Source organism: Nocardia sp. NPDC005825, assembly GCF_040630175.1.
In the GTDB taxonomy this organism is placed as follows: Bacteria; Actinomycetota; Actinomycetes; order Mycobacteriales; family Mycobacteriaceae; genus Nocardia.
Genome location: NZ_JBEXXC010000005.1, coordinates 601,852 through 615,722 on the forward strand (window position 1 = coordinate 601,852; position 13,871 = coordinate 615,722).

The following is a 13,871-nucleotide window of genomic DNA, read 5'->3' on the forward strand; positions in this document are numbered from 1 at the left end:
GGCGGACGCCATCGTTCCAGCTCCGCCGCCGCCCACCCCAATCAAGCTGACTCGCAGTACTTGTCAGCTTCGCGTAGGAACACGTTCTAGTCAAGACGTGGACGACGCCAGTTCGCCGTGGCATGCTGGCGGCGAGGCAGGTCGAGACATCGGGGGGATCCATGAATGAGCAGCACACTGTCGAGTGGTCGATAATTCCCACTCCGACTTCGGTGCCCGCGGTGGCGCCCTGCGACTGGGCAGAAGCACTGAACGGCGACGCCGACAATGCCCAGGTAATAGTTCTGGACTGTCGCCGGGACGAATCCGGTGCGCTGCCAACGGATACACGCGCCGTGACACAGAAGGTGTCGGAGGCTATCGGGTCGTGGTCTGGACAGCGACGGTTCGATTCCAGCACCTTCCTGGTGCTCACGCGTGATGCGATTTCGGCTTCGCCCGATGAAGTCGCGCACCCGGCGGGAGCGGCGGTATGGGAACTCGTGCGGTCAGCACAATCCGAGCACCCGGGGCGGATCGTTCTCCTGGACACCGACTCCCCCGATAAGGGCCTCGCGGAATTGTCCGGACTCATGGCGGTACGGAATATGACCGTCCTCGCGATCGCCAGCGCCGAGCCGCATCTCGCCATGCGCGGAGATATCCTGCTCGTACCGCGCGGCGGCGGAATGAAATACACCCCCGCCGAGGCAGTCGCGCCGACCGCCCAGTCCGCTGATTCCTCCATTGTCCGCATGTTCAGACAGGCGATCGCAGACGATAAATTCGTCGACGGCCTGGAGTTCCTGCTAGCGGCCGCGCAGCTTCGTGAGACATTCGACCATTATTCGGCAGAAATACCGAAGGGCATCGCGCTCAGCGGCGGCACGCCCAACAATAGTGGCGGAGACGTCCTGCCCCATGTCGTATTGATCTGCACCCCGGCATTTCTCGGCGGATTCATTCAGTACATTCTGCTCGCCGCGCACCTGGGCGGACATCGCCGGCTCTCTGTCATCCCGCTGTCGGGATACGAGCCGGGCGAGCCCCTGCCCGCTTCGCTCGACGCCGCCATCGAGAGCATCGCCGAATCCGTCCGCGACACCGTCGGGGAGGATGAATTCGTGCTGGGCGGCATGTCGGGCGGCGGCAATCTCGCTCACGCCACGGCGGCTCGAATGCTCGAGCAGGGCCATACCCGGCCGCGGGGATTGATCATCTTCGATTCCTTCATCGCTCCGGAGGCGAACGAGCGCCAAATCGGAACCGCGAAGGACGCCGTGGTCGACACCGACGCGATGATCCCCGATCTCGCCGGCTTCACCACCGAACGGTTGACCGCGCTGGCGTGCTGGCTCGACCTGCTGTTGCAGTACGAGCATCGACCCGTCGACTGCGAGACGCTCGTGCTCAAGTGCACGAAACCGTCACCGACGCACAACCTCAACGAGTGGCCCGTCGAAACCTGGTCCACCACGCAGACCGCCCGGACCGTGGACGCGCAACATGTCGAACTGTGCAGCACCGAGGCGCCTACGACCGCGCAGTTGGTCGACGAATGGCTGGGACAGTTGAGCACTCCCCATGCGTGACCCGAACCCGCGCGCGTCCGAGTACGACTACATCGTCGTCGGAGCGGGCAGCGCCGGCGCCGTGGTCGCGGGCCGCCTCGCCGAACGCGGCGCCAGTGTCGTCCTGCTCGAGGCCGGGCGCGGCGACGACACCCGGCTGGTGCGGGTGCCCGGGATGACGTTCGTCGTCCACACCGTCCCGCAGCTGCGCGCCCGCCTGTGCTGGAAGCAGTACTCGGTACCGCAGAAACACGCTGCGGGACGGCGCATTCCGATGACCCGCGGCAAGGTGCTCGGCGGTTCCAGTTCGGTCAACGGCATGGTGTTCGTGCGCGGCAACCGGGAGAACTACGACGGCTGGGCCGCGCAGGGCTGCGACGGCTGGGGCTACGAGCAGGTGTTGCCCGCGTTCAAGCGCATGGAGACCTGGGAAGGCGGCCCGAGCGCGGTGCGCGGCGGCGACGGCCCGATCGCGGTCACCCGGGCCACCGACATCAGCGACGCCACCACCGGATTCCTCACCGCCGCTTCGGAAACGCTCGGCGTGCCGGTGATCGAGGACTACAACGGCGCATCCCAGGAAGGGCTGTCGCTGTTCCAGCAGACCACCCGGAACGGCGTGCGCTACAGCTCTTCCCACGCCTACCTGACCGATCGGTCGCGCCTGCGCATCGAAACCGGCGTCCAGGTGTCCCGGGTGGTGGTGGAGCACGGCCGGGCGACCGGAGTGGAGGTGCTCGATCGGTCCGGGCCCCGAATCATCCGGGCGGCACAGGAAGTCGTGCTGTCCGCCGGGGCGATCGGGTCGGCGCAGCTCCTGATGCTGTCCGGCATCGGCCCCGCCGCGCACCTGCGCGAGCACGGCATCGCCGTGCACGCCGACCTGCCCGTCGGCGACAATCTGCACGACCACCTGTTCGTGCCGCTCACCTACGTCGTGAAGAACTCGCCGCATCGCGGAACGCTCGGGCATTTCCTGGGCGGCATGCTCACCGAGACACGGCGGCCGGGATCGAGCTGGTTCGGGCGCACCTTCCTCGAAGGCGTCGGTTTCGTGCGCACCTCACGCGCCGAGGCCGTCCCGGACCTGCAAATCCACGCACTGCCCTGGGGTTACGTCGCACCCAACCAGGATCGCGACATTCTGCACCGGGTGGATCCCCGGCCCGCGTTCACCGTCCTGCCGACCATGATCTACCCCCGCAGCCGCGGCACCGTGCGCCTGGCCTCCCGGGATCCGCGACGGGCCCCGCTGATCGACCCCGCCTACCTGTCCGATCCCGCCGATGCCGAGGTGCTGCTGGAAGGGGTCGCCATGATGCGCGAGATCATGGCCCATCCGGAGATCGCGCGCGAGAGCCTCGGGGAGCTGCACCCCGGCCCGGACTTCACCGATCCCGCCGCGATGCGCCGCGAACTCGGCAATCGGATCCACTCGGTGTATCACCCGGTCGGCACCTGCCGGATGGGAGTCGACGAACGCGCCGTGGTGGACCCGCGGCTGCGCGTGCACGGGATCGAGGGCCTACGGGTCGCCGACACGTCGATCATGCCGGACATCACCGGCGGCAACACCAATGCGCCCGCGTTGCTCATCGGGGAGATGTGCGCGGGGTTCCTCTAGACGAACCACCATGCGCGGACGGGTTCGGGTCTCGTCCGAAAATAACTGTGCGAGTGGAATTTCCACTCGGCGGAGTGGGTCGCCGCTCCCTGCCTGGATCGTGAAGTCCACCGCCAGCAAACCGACCGTTTCGGTTTGCTTTGACGCGGGGAAGTTGCTGAAAGCGGCCGAAATTCGATTGTTCCTGACCCAGGACACGCTGGAGGCGTAACGTTTCAGGGCATACGGTGAATATCTAGCTAACCAACTGAATATCTCTCTGACTACATCCGATAGACATGGAGAAGGTGAACGAATGGCCGCCTGGCAAGTGTTCACGGCCACCCTCGCAGCGCTCGTGGTCACGGCAATCGCCATCATGAGCCTGCACCACCCCCACCAGGATCCGGATCGGCTCTCAGTGGATCGGATCCGCGATCGAATCACCAAGGAGCACAACGCCTTGGCGTTGGCTACCACCGCACCATCCTCCTGGTCGCACCTCGCCCCCGATCACCCCCTGGGCGTCCAGGAAGCCCACCGCACCATGCAGCAGCACCGCCGCTGCCCGGTCGCCGAATGTCAGCGCAAAGCCGCGGCATTCCGGGCGCTCATCGACGCCGGCCGGATCAAGCCGACCCGGATGCCGCCCGCGCTCCAATAATTCTCGCCCACAGTGGATTCCGTCCTGCTCGAGTCCTGCCGGGACCTCAGAGACCGGTGAGGTAACCGGGCGGGACGGCGGCCACCAGCCAGACCCCATTGGCGCTGACCCGGAACTCGTGCCCGTCGCGGTGCATCGCGGCGGCGTCCACGGTCAGCACGATGGGTCGGCCTCGACGTGAACCGACCTTGACGGCGGTCTCGGTATCCGCCGACAGATGGACATCGTGGCGGCGCATGGGCCGCAGGCCCTCGGCGCGAATTCCGGGCAGGGCCGCGGCAACGGTGCCGTGGTAGAGCAGTTCGGGCGGCGTGGTCGCCCGGTACTCCAGGTCAACGTCGACACTGTGCCCCTGACTCGCGCGGATCCGGGTCCCCGTCGCGTCGAATTCGAAGCGGCGCTTGTTGTTCCGTGCCACCACCTCGTCCAGTTCGGGCCGCGTGACGGTGCGGCCGTGCCGGGCCAGTCCCGCCAGCAGCGCGGTGACGTCCACCCAGCCGGCCGAGTCCAGGGTGAGCCCGATCGCCTCGGGTGCGTGCCGCAGATGCCGGGACAGCCGCTTGGAGGTCCGGACGAGCTGCTGCTCGTTCATGCGATAGTCGTTCATGTTCGCGAGTGAATCAGTCCCGCACGCGGATTCGAAGCGATTTTCGCCCGGGCGTCAGGCGGCCGGGTCGCTCGACAGTCCGCGCACCACCATGGCGTACAAGGCGATCACGGCGAACGGCGCGAGGATCGGCACCCAGGTCAGTCCGGCGGGCAGCACGGTCGCCGCCCCCGCCGCCACGGTGAACAGGAGCGCGCCCGCGACCGACGGAATCGTGGTGGGCACCACGCCCGCCGGGGCCGACACGGTGGCGATGTTCAGCAGATAGGTGGTGGCGACCAGCCCGATGCCGCCCGCGACCAGCGCCCCGGTGCCGACCCAGGCCAGCGCCGCCATGGCGGCCAGCACGGCCAGCACCGCGCAGGCCCGCCAGCGCCAGCCCGCCGCGGCCAGCACGGCCACCGGCAGTGCCGCCCAGGGCAGGACGACGGCCACCGCGCCCGCGAGCAGGACGCCGGACAGAACGGCCAGGAACTTCGTCATCGGCGGACCCTCACGGTGCGGCGGTGTTCGGGCAGCAGCCGCATCACCTGGTCGAGCCGGGTGTCCTCCGGCCAGGGCACGATGTCGACGCCGACGGTGCCCATGTCGCGGTACATGGAGGTGCGTTCCAGCTGCCACATGCGGGCGAGCGTATTGTCCAGGCCCTCGCCGAACGGCGGCCCGCGCAGCACGTCGATCACCACCACGACGTGGCCGCGTTTGCGCAGATCGATGAGGGCCAGGGCGAATTGGGTGTCCAGCAGGGTCGAGAAGGCGACGATGACCGCGCCGATCGGGACCGCGGAGTGCGGGGCCAGCGAGCCCTGCATGCCGATGTGCTCGTCGCCGACGTCGAGGACCGCGTCCACGATCCGATAGAACTGGCGGCGGCCGATATCGGGTCGCAGCCAGCGCGGGCTGCGGCCCAGGCACACCACCGCGGTGCGGTCACCGGCCTGCAGCGCGGACTGCGCCACCTGGGCGGCGCCGCGCACCGACAGCTCCAGCGACTCCGAGGCGGGGCCGGGTGCCTGCATCGAGGTGTCCACCAGCACCACCACGTCCGCCGCCCGGTTGGTGAAGCGTTCGGTCACGAACAGCTGCCCGCGTCGCGCGCTCACCGGCCAGTTGACGGTGCGCAGCTGGTCGCCCGGGGTGTAGGCCCGGATGTCGGCGTACTCCACGCCGGGCCCGTGCCGCCGGGTCAGGTGCGAGCCCATGCGTTCGGGAAGTTCGGTGCGCGGCAACCGCATCCGCTGCGGGTCGGTGATCGGGTAGATGTACAGCTCCCCCGCGGGCAGCCGCACCGAGGCCACCGCCAGTCCGGCGGGGCTGAGCGCGGTGATCCGCATGGGCACCGGGTATCGGCCCCAACGCTCCGCCGACAGCGCCAGCCGCAGCCCGGCCGGGGAGACGCCGGAGTCGACGGTCTCCTCGACGTGGATCTCCATGTCCGGCAGGGGTTCCGGATGCAGCCGCAGCAGCGCGTGGCCGCTCTCCACGAAGGCGGCGGCGGTCAGCACCACCTCCTCGGTCTCGAAGCAGCGCAACACCCCGGACCCGTCGATCTGGATCCGGGTGCGCGACTGCTGCAAGGGCGCGGAGGCCAGCACCCCGAGCATGGGCGCGGCGAACACCACCAGCTGCCATTTGCCCAGGATCACCGCCAGCACCAGCGCGAGCGCCGACACCGCGGCGAGCATGAACACCAACGGCGCGGGCCGCCAGCGCAGTTCGGCCTCGACGGAGGCGGTGGTGTCGCGATGCTTCATGCGTGCCTCAAGCGGTGGTGGCGCGCGGGACGGGCAGGCGGCGCAGCAGTTCGGAGATGACGTCCTCGCCGCGAATGCGACGCACCCACATCTCGGGGCGCAGCGTGATGCGGTGCGCCATGGCGGGAATGGCCAGCGCCTTCACGTCCTCGGGGACCACGTAGTCGCGGCCGTTCAGCAGGGCGCGAGCGCGGGCCATCTGCACCAGATCGAGTTCGGCGCGCGGGCTGGCACCGACCTCCACCTGCGGGTGGCCGCGGGTGGCGGAGGCGAGCGAGACCACGTAGCCGACCACATCGGGGTGCACGGTCACGAATTCGACGGACTGCCGCATCTCGAGCAGGCCCTCGGCGTCCACCACCTGCCCGATCTGGGCGGGCTGCGCGCCACGTTCCAGGCGGCGGCGGATCATGTTCATCTCGTCGTTCTCCGACAGGTACCCGAGCCGCAGCTGCATGGCGAAGCGGTCGAGCTGGGCCTCGGGCAGCGGGTAGGTGCCCTCATACTCGATCGGGTTGTCGGTGGCGAAGACGACGAAAGGCTGTGGCAGCGGGAAGGTCTCACCGTCGATCGAGACCTGGCCCTCCGCCATGGCCTCCAGCAGGGCGGCCTGGGTCTTGGGCGGGGTGCGGTTGACCTCGTCGGCCAGCAGCATATTGGTGAACACCGGGCCGCGCCGGAAACTGAAACGGCCCGAATGCATGTCGTAGATGGTGGAGCCGATCAGGTCGGCGGGCAGCAGGTCCGGGGTGAACTGCACGCGGGTGAAGTTCAGCCCGAGCGCGGTCGCGAAGGAGCGCGCGATCAGGGTCTTGCCCAGGCCAGGCAGATCCTCGATCAGGATGTGGCCGCCGGACAGCACCGCGATCATGATCAGCTGCAGCTCGTCCCGCTTGCCGACCACGACCCGGGATACTTCGCGCAGTACGGCGTCGGTGCGCTTGATGGTCACGTCCATCGGTGATGTCATGGCAACTCTCGCATCTCATCTCACATGTCTTGTAGCCGACGCAGGATCTCGTCGAGGGCTTCACGGCCGGGTGCGCGATTGACCTCGTCGCGCAGCGCCGAGTTGGCCGGGTCCACCCATCGCCACAGTTCGGGGCCGAACTGCAGCTGCCCCGCCACCTCGAGGGCCCGGCGGTTCTTGTTCATCCGATGCCCGCTGGTCAGCTCGAACTCCTTGGCCAGCAACGGCCGCAGGTGCCGGTCCCAGTCGGCGCGGGTGCCCTCGGACCGGTCGGCCAGCATTGTGGCGCGCGCCTGCCAGCGGCGCAGCATCTCGACGGGGCCGTTGTCGATGTCGTTGTCCTCCTCGACGAGGGCGAGCCGCCGCGACCGCTCGACCAGCGTCCACACCAGCAGTCCGAGCGCGCCCGCCACCGGAATGCCGGTGAGCAACGGCAGCAGTTCGCGCTGATTGCCGAGCGCGACGAACTCGAACACCACCACCAGCACCACCGCGCCGGTCACGATCGCGCCCCGATTCATGGCCGATCCCCCGTTCGGTCCCACCAGATCTCCTCCACCACAACAGCTTTCATGCGGCCAGCCCCTGGAGATCTGCCAATACGATACGCAGCAGCTGCTCGGCCCGCATCCGCTGCCACTCCAGCATGGAGTGCGGACTGAACCGCGCCTCCTCGAACAGCGACACCAGTTCCCGCGCCGAGGCGTCGTGCAGGAAGCCGCGGTCGAACGCCCGCGCCAGCACCTCGGAGGGGGTGTCGGAGGCCAGCGGCGCGACCTCCCGCGCCTGCGCCAGACCACTTTCCATGGCCACGTAGCAGGCGATGATGGCGGTGCGCGGATCCTGTCCGGGCGCGATCATGGCGGCCAGGCCCATCTCGGCCACCTTGGCCAGCGAGACCGCCTCGGTGGGGCTGGGCTGCGGCAGCGGGGTGCGGGTCAGCACGGGCCGGCGGTTCGAGTTGACCGCGACCACCACCAGGCCGGTCATGGCGATCAGCACCAGCACGGTGGCGGTGATGCCGACCAGCAGCAGCGCGGTGCCGCTCAGCGACGGCTCCGGCACCGAGTCCATCGGGGGCGCGGTGGTCTCCAGCGGTTCCGTGGTGGGCGCCACGGTGGGCTGGGTGCCGCTCTCGCCGTGCCGTGCGGGGGTCACCAGGTAGACCGACAGCACCGCGGTCACGATCAGCGCCAGCGCCGCGACGCCGACCACCACCAGCAGCCCGAGCCGCCGCAGTCCCGGGACGCGCACCAGGTTCTCGCGATCGGGTTCGGGCATGGCGAGCGGCAGCCGGTGCCGGCTGTTGATCACACCGGCCACCAGGATCACCATCGAGACCAGCAGCAGCACCGGCATCAATGCCAGGGACACCGCCGACGACGGATGCGGCGCCGCGGGTCCTCCGGTTCCCGGAACGTACCCGCGCAGTGCGACGACAGCCAGCACCACGAGACCGATCAGTGCGATCGTCCGCGTTGCCACCGTCCCCACCCCAGTCACGACCACTCCTAACCAGAGTCCAGCAGAAACAGGCACATAGTTACATGCCAAGCGGTTCGTCAGGACCAAAATCGGGAAGCTGGAATCACATACCCGCCGCGCATAAATCCCCCACCTGCGCGGCGAGCGTCACCAGCCCCGAAAACCCAGGTCATCCCACCCACGCCGGGCAGCCGACGCGCAACCCCACTTATCACCATCGGTGGTGGATCACGGGCGCGACGGACCGACCCTCGAGATCGAACGGCGGCGCCGGCGCGGGACCGGGAGTGCCGGAATCTACAGCGATCAGGCCGTGCGGCGCACCCGGGCGCGCAGGCGCGTCAGCGGCGACGGCAGGGCACGGGCCGGTTCGGCCACGTCCCGGATCGCGGTGGGGCCCGGGTAGGAGCTCCCGGCCGGTGCGCCGACCGCACCGGCGGCCGTCCGCGGCTCCACCAGGCGGCCCAGGGCGCGGAAGTCCCAGCCCGCGGCCAGCCACGGCTCCGGATCCAGGGTGTTGCGAGCGTCGATGATCACCCGCCCGCGCGCGACGGTGCGCAGGAAGCCGGGGTCCAGCTCCCGGAATTCCCGCCATTCGGTCAGGTGCAGCACCACATCGGCCTCGTGCAGGGCGGCGGCGGGGGTGGCCGCGAACACCAGCTGCGGCGCCACCGCGCGCGCCGGACCCGTCGCGGCCGGGTCGAAGACGGTCACCTCGACGCCCGCCGCGTGCAGCTGCCGCGCCACGTCCAGGGCCGGGGAGTCGCGCACGTCGTCGGAGAGCGGCTTGAAGGCCGCGCCCAGGATGCCCACCCGGCCGACCGGCCGGTGCACGCCGCCGAGCAGTTCTAGGGTCTCGCGCACCACCCGCTCGCGGCGACGCAGGTTCACCGCGTCGACGTCCCGCAGGAACGCCACCGACTCCCCCGCACCGAGTTCGGTCGCGCGGGCGATCAGGGCGCGCACGTCCTTCGGCAAGCAGCCGCCGCCGTAGCCGAGACCGGCGCCCAGGAACTTGCGGCCGATCCGGTCGTCGTGGCCCAGCGCGTCGGCCAGCAGGGTCACGTCCGCGCCGGTCAGATCGCACAGCTCGGCCATGGCGTTGATGAACGAGATCTTGGTCGCCAGGAAGGCGTTCGCGGACACCTTGATCAGCTCCGCGGTGGGCAGGTTGGTGATCACCACCGGCGATCCCCCGGCGATGGGGGTGGCGTAGACCTGCCGCAGCGCCCATTCGGCGTCCGGGGTGGTCACGCCGAACACCAGCCGGTTCGGGTGCAGGGTGTCGTGGACGGCGTGCCCCTCGCGCAGGAACTCGGGGTTCCAGGCCAGATCCACCGAGATGCCCGCGGGGGCCAGCTCGGCGATGCGCGCGGTGAGCGCCTCGGCCGTGCCCACCGGCACCGTGGACTTGCCGACGATCAGGCAGTTGCGGGTCAGGTGCGGCACCAGGCCGTCCAGCGCGCTGTAGAGCTGCGACAGGTCCGCGGCCCCGTTCACGCCGGGCGGCGTTCCCACACAGAGGAAATGGACGTCGGCGAACTCGGCGGCCGCGACCAGCGAGGTGCCGAAGCGCAGGCGGCCGTTGGCCACGTGCCCGGCCAGCAGGTCCGGCAGGCCGGGTTCGTGGAAGGGCACCCGCCCGGCCGACAGCGCCGCGGCCTTGGCCGGGTCGTTGTCCACCCCGAGCACGTCGAATCCGAGTTCGGCCATGCCCGCGGCGTGGGTGGCGCCCAGGTAGCCGGTGCCGATGACGGAGATGCGCAGCATCAGGATGCCTCCTTGGCAGCCGGGACCTCGCCCGGCACCGGGTCGGACCGCAGCGCCGAATCGGGCTGCGCGCGTTCCGCGATCACCTCGCGGTAGTGGCGGATGAGCAGGTCGTTGACCGCGGCCCAGGAGCGGTCGCGCACACTGCGCACCGCGGTGGCCGCGGTGTGCTCGCGCAGCCGGTCGTCCTCGACCAGGCGGCGCACCAGCGCGGTCATGGCGTCGGCGTCGCCGGGCGGGTAGAGGAACCCGGCGCCGGGCGTGATCACGTCGATCGGGCCGCCGGACTTGGGCGCGACCACCGGCACCCCGGAGGCCAGTGCCTCCTGCGCTGCCTGGCAATAGGTTTCGTGACGGCCGGTGTGCACGAAGACGTCCAGCGAGGCGTACGCGGCCGCGAGTTCCTCACCGTGCAGGACGCCGAGGAACTCCGCGTCCGGCAACAGCTTGCGCAGCCGCTTCTCCTCCGGGCCACCACCCACGATGACCAGCCGCACCCCGGGCAGCGGGCGCAGTGCGGCCAGCAGCTCGAGTTCCTTCTCCGGGGCGAGCCGCCCGATATAGCCGACCAGGGCTTCACCGTTGGGGGCCAGACGCTTTCGGAGTTCCTCCGAGCGACGGAAGGGCCCGAACTGCTGCAGGTCCACGCCCCGCGGCCAGCGGCCCAGCCCCGGGATGCCCATCAGCTCCAGCTGGCGCAGGCTGGCGGTGGAGGGCGCGAGGGTGCGGTCCACCCGCAGGTGGATGCGGCGGGTCAGGGCGGTCATGGCGCGCACGCCGCCGGGCAGGTCGTAGCGCAGCGCGAAACCCACCAGATCGGTCTGATAGATGGCGACCGTCGGAACCCCGAGTTCGCCCGCGACCTTCGCCGCCTGATAACCCAGCGTGGCAGGGGAGGCGATGTGCACGACGTCGGGCCGGAATTCGCGCATGATCTTGCGCAGCCGCCGGCGGGTCTCGAGCCCGATCCGGAAGTCCCGATAGAACGGCAGCCGGGCTCCGCGCACCACGTGCACGCGGAACCCGGCGTATTTCGCCGGTCCGGTCGGGGCCACCAGTGTGGCTTCGTGACCCTTGGCGGCCAGGTGATCCAGCACCCGCCGAACGGAGTTGGTCACGCCGTTGACCTGGGGAAGAAAGGACTCGGCGACAACCAACACCCGCAGGCGGGCACTGTTCCGGAGATGGGGGCTATTACTCGGTCTGCTCGGGTTCCGCGGCGCGGAATCCCTTGCCTGCTCGCGGATTCGCATCGGTCCCCTCCGGTTCGGTGCAGCTCCTGACGCCACGGTAGGAAGCGGCCCGAAACCCGAGCCCCCCTCCGCATGGCCGGAACGTGAACCGTGCGCGTCGATCTCCCCGGCCAGTTCACCGGGGCTTCGCCGAACGGCTATCGCGCCTCGAGATTGGCAGGTTCCCGCAGCTCGCCGAGGCGGCTGAGGGTGCGGTAGAGATCGGGGACGCGGCGCACCTCACCGCCGAGTTCGGCCAGCGGGACCTCGGCGTAGACCGACAGTTCGAGGTCGGCGTCGTAGAGCACGTCGACCAGGTTCACGAAGCGCATCACCCAGTCCGGCGGGACCGTGCCCAGCGGCGGGACGTCGCACACCACCCAGGTGTGGAGGTCGGCGGCGAGTTCGAGGAAATCGGCCGCCGACACCGGGATGCCGCACAGTTCCGCGAAATCGACGGTGATCACGCCGTTGTCGACCGCACGGGCGTGCAGCCGCCGGTGCGCGACCGGCAGGTCCACGGCCCCGGTCTCGGGGCAGGCGCCGACCACGTAGTGCCCGGCCGCGAATCCGGTGTGCCCCCCGCCGAGCGTGCGGTAGTCCGTCGGCCCGTTCACCGACACCACATCGAGGTGCTCGAGGATGCGGTCGATGGTCGGCACGAACATGGCGTGCATATAGGGATTGGGCAGCAGGTCCTGCGGCGGGTAGTTCGAGGTCACCACCAGCGTGATGTGCCGGGCGAACAGGGTGTCCAGCAGCCGGGCCACCAGGCGGGCGTCGCCCGAGTCGTGGACGTGGAATTCGTCGAAGCAGATCAGCTCGGCGTCGCCCAGCAGCGCGGCGGCCGAGGCGTCGATGCCGCCGTACTCGTGGATGCCCGCGTTCAGCCGCGCGAAGAAGGCGTGGAAGTGGTAACGCCGCTTGCGCGCCGTGGGGACCGATTCGAAGAAGCGGTTCATCAGCATGGTCTTGCCGCGGCCCGGCCCGCCGTACAGGTAGAGCCCGCGCGGCCGCCGCCACCGCTTGCCCACCCGGGCGGCGATGGCGTCGAGTCGTTCGGCGGCCGTCCGCTGGTCGGCGTCGAGCACGATCTCCGTGGTTTCCATTGCGACCTCCCGCTTCCTCTACTGCTGTAGAGCTTCCTCTATAGTTGTAGAGGATCGCGAAGCCGCAGAGGAGCGAAGGTGACCACTCCCACAACCGATCGGCGCAGTCTCATCGTGGACAGCGCCATAGATCTCATTGCCGCGCAAGGACTCCGGGCCCTCACCCATCGGGCCCTCGACACCGCGCTGGAACTCCCCGCGGGCTCGACGTCGTACTACTTCCGCACCAAACGCGCGCTCATCGAGGCCGTCGTGGACCGCATCACCACCCGCTCCCGCACCGATTTCACGACCGGACAGGGCGGTCTGATCACGCCCGCGGCCCTGCCGGGCACGCGCGCGGACATCGACCTGGACGCGCTCGCGACCGGCATCGCGGGCTGGCTGGATCATCTACTGGCACATCGCCGCAACCATCTGATCGCACGGCAGGCGCTCATTCTCGAACTGCTCGGCGACACCGAACTACGGCCGCGACTGGTGCGCAGCCTCTTCTCCCACCAGCACGCCACCGGCCTGTTCGAAACCCTCGGCGCGTCCGAACCCGCCACCGCCGCAGCCGATTTCATCGCGGTCATCGAAGGCCTGGTCTTCGACCGCTTCGCCGGCGCCCGCACCGACCTCACGCCGGGCACCCCGGCGAGCGTCGCCCAGCTGAAAGGTGTACTCGCCGTTCAACTCAGAGGTGCTTCGTCATCGTGATCCGGGTGTCCGGCCACGGCGGCCGCTTGATCATGGCCGCGGTCGCGAACGCCGCCGCGATCAGCCCGGTGAGCACGCCGAGCAGCGCGATCCGTTCACCGTTGGTGGCGCACACCCACTCGGCGTTGCCGCCGCTGACCACGAACACGCCGCACGCTCGCGGACCGAACAACCCGGACTCGGTCACGGTGATAACCGTTGTGCCGTCCTGGGTTTCGTACGGCTCCCCGAACACCGGCGTCGCACCCGGCCGCGACAGTTCGTTCAGACGGTCTCGCAAGGTCATGACGATCCCTTCCCCACAGGCGAATCCCGTCCCAATGTACGCTGCCCGCCCGAATGCAGAAGTCCACCGGCGCGGGGGGGGCCGGGGGCGTGCGGGGCCCCCCGCCCCTGGGGGTTTGGTGTGGTGAGCACGCCCCGCC

At 69.6% G+C, this 13,871-nt stretch carries 14 protein-coding genes; 4 read left to right on the forward strand and 10 right to left on the reverse strand.

What is annotated here, in order from left to right:
• Positions 1 to 161: 161 nt before the first annotated feature.
• From ABZ382_RS17755 to ABZ382_RS17765, 3 genes are all read left to right on the forward strand, one after another.
• The gene (locus tag ABZ382_RS17755) at positions 162 to 1,571 is read left to right on the forward strand and encodes a thioesterase domain-containing protein (RefSeq protein WP_357089878.1); all 1,410 of its coding nucleotides are present in this window, start codon (positions 162 to 164) and stop codon (positions 1,569 to 1,571) included.
• Positions 1,564 to 3,174 (forward strand): GMC family oxidoreductase N-terminal domain-containing protein, encoded by a 1,611-nt coding sequence (locus ABZ382_RS17760; RefSeq protein WP_357089880.1) that lies wholly within the window; start codon positions 1,564 to 1,566, stop codon positions 3,172 to 3,174. The genes ABZ382_RS17755 and ABZ382_RS17760 overlap by 8 nt, the downstream gene beginning before the upstream one ends.
• A 295-nt stretch (positions 3,175 to 3,469) precedes the next feature.
• Positions 3,470 to 3,817, forward strand: a complete 348-nt coding sequence (locus ABZ382_RS17765; RefSeq protein ID WP_357089881.1) for a hypothetical protein — start codon at positions 3,470 to 3,472, stop codon at positions 3,815 to 3,817.
• A gap of 46 nt (positions 3,818 to 3,863) precedes the next feature.
• On the opposite strand, the gene ABZ382_RS17770 is transcribed toward ABZ382_RS17765, so the two are convergent.
• The 9 genes from ABZ382_RS17770 to zapE all read right to left on the reverse strand — a co-directional run bounded on the left by ABZ382_RS17770 (position 3,864) and on the right by zapE (position 12,744).
• Positions 3,864 to 4,424 carry an RNA 2'-phosphotransferase gene (locus tag ABZ382_RS17770; protein WP_357089883.1) on the reverse strand — a complete coding sequence of 187 codons (561 nt, stop codon included), beginning with the start codon at positions 4,422 to 4,424 and terminating at the stop codon, positions 3,864 to 3,866.
• A gap of 54 nt (positions 4,425 to 4,478) precedes the next feature.
• Positions 4,479 to 4,907, reverse strand: coding sequence for a hypothetical protein (locus tag ABZ382_RS17775; protein ID WP_357089885.1), 429 nt, complete (start codon positions 4,905 to 4,907; stop codon positions 4,479 to 4,481).
• Positions 4,904 to 6,178: a DUF58 domain-containing protein gene (locus tag ABZ382_RS17780; protein ID WP_357089887.1), complete on the reverse strand. Its 1,275-nt coding sequence runs from the start codon at positions 6,176 to 6,178 to the stop codon at positions 4,904 to 4,906. The genes ABZ382_RS17775 and ABZ382_RS17780 overlap by 4 nt, the downstream gene beginning before the upstream one ends.
• Before the next feature lie 7 nt (positions 6,179 to 6,185).
• Positions 6,186 to 7,148 carry a MoxR family ATPase gene (locus tag ABZ382_RS17785; protein WP_357089889.1) on the reverse strand — a complete coding sequence of 321 codons (963 nt, stop codon included), beginning with the start codon at positions 7,146 to 7,148 and terminating at the stop codon, positions 6,186 to 6,188.
• 20 nt (positions 7,149 to 7,168) lie between these two features.
• Positions 7,169 to 7,669, reverse strand: a complete 501-nt coding sequence (locus ABZ382_RS17790) for a hypothetical protein (RefSeq protein WP_357089891.1) — start codon at positions 7,667 to 7,669, stop codon at positions 7,169 to 7,171.
• Between the two features lie 49 nt (positions 7,670 to 7,718).
• Positions 7,719 to 8,633, reverse strand: a complete 915-nt coding sequence (locus ABZ382_RS17795; RefSeq protein WP_357089893.1) for a DUF4129 domain-containing protein — start codon at positions 8,631 to 8,633, stop codon at positions 7,719 to 7,721.
• Between the two features lie 306 nt (positions 8,634 to 8,939).
• Positions 8,940 to 10,400, reverse strand: a complete 1,461-nt coding sequence (locus tag ABZ382_RS17800; RefSeq protein WP_357089973.1) for a UDP-glucose/GDP-mannose dehydrogenase family protein — start codon at positions 10,398 to 10,400, stop codon at positions 8,940 to 8,942.
• Positions 10,401 to 10,402: 2 nt separating this feature from the next.
• Positions 10,403 to 11,569: a glycosyltransferase family 1 protein gene (locus tag ABZ382_RS17805; protein ID WP_357089975.1), complete on the reverse strand. Its 1,167-nt coding sequence runs from the start codon at positions 11,567 to 11,569 to the stop codon at positions 10,403 to 10,405.
• 224 nt (positions 11,570 to 11,793) lie between these two features.
• Positions 11,794 to 12,744: a cell division protein ZapE gene (zapE, locus tag ABZ382_RS17810; protein WP_357089895.1), complete on the reverse strand. Its 951-nt coding sequence runs from the start codon at positions 12,742 to 12,744 to the stop codon at positions 11,794 to 11,796.
• A gap of 78 nt (positions 12,745 to 12,822) precedes the next feature.
• On the opposite strand from zapE, the gene ABZ382_RS17815 reads away from it, so the two are divergent.
• Entirely contained in the window at positions 12,823 to 13,446 is a 624-nt protein-coding gene (locus tag ABZ382_RS17815; protein ID WP_357089898.1) for a TetR family transcriptional regulator, read from the forward strand.
• Here ABZ382_RS17815 and ABZ382_RS17820 read toward each other — a convergent pair.
• A complete protein-coding gene (locus ABZ382_RS17820) occupies positions 13,424 to 13,732 on the reverse strand; it encodes a hypothetical protein (RefSeq protein ID WP_357089900.1) in 309 nt (102 codons plus the stop codon). The two genes, ABZ382_RS17815 and ABZ382_RS17820, sit on opposite strands and share 23 nt — an antisense overlap.
• Between the last annotated feature and the right edge of the window lie 139 nt (positions 13,733 to 13,871).

Excerpts from the sequence above, each read along its gene's own strand:
- ABZ382_RS17755 (WP_357089878.1), top strand. The coding sequence starts at position 162 with ATGAATGAGCAGCACACTGTCGAGTGGTCGATAATTCCCACTCCGACT.
- ABZ382_RS17760 (WP_357089880.1), top strand. The coding sequence starts at position 1,564 with ATGCGTGACCCGAACCCGCGCGCGTCCGAGTACGACTACATCGTCGTC.
- ABZ382_RS17765 (WP_357089881.1), top strand. The coding sequence starts at position 3,470 with ATGGCCGCCTGGCAAGTGTTCACGGCCACCCTCGCAGCGCTCGTGGTC.
- ABZ382_RS17770 (WP_357089883.1), bottom strand. The coding sequence starts at position 4,424 with ATGAACGACTATCGCATGAACGAGCAGCAGCTCGTCCGGACCTCCAAG.
- ABZ382_RS17775 (WP_357089885.1), bottom strand. The coding sequence starts at position 4,907 with ATGACGAAGTTCCTGGCCGTTCTGTCCGGCGTCCTGCTCGCGGGCGCG.
- ABZ382_RS17780 (WP_357089887.1), bottom strand. The coding sequence starts at position 6,178 with ATGAAGCATCGCGACACCACCGCCTCCGTCGAGGCCGAACTGCGCTGG.
- ABZ382_RS17785 (WP_357089889.1), bottom strand. The coding sequence starts at position 7,148 with ATGACATCACCGATGGACGTGACCATCAAGCGCACCGACGCCGTACTG.
- ABZ382_RS17790 (WP_357089891.1), bottom strand. The coding sequence starts at position 7,669 with ATGAATCGGGGCGCGATCGTGACCGGCGCGGTGGTGCTGGTGGTGGTG.
- zapE (WP_357089895.1), bottom strand. The coding sequence starts at position 12,744 with ATGGAAACCACGGAGATCGTGCTCGACGCCGACCAGCGGACGGCCGCC.
- ABZ382_RS17820 (WP_357089900.1), bottom strand. The coding sequence starts at position 13,732 with ATGACCTTGCGAGACCGTCTGAACGAACTGTCGCGGCCGGGTGCGACG.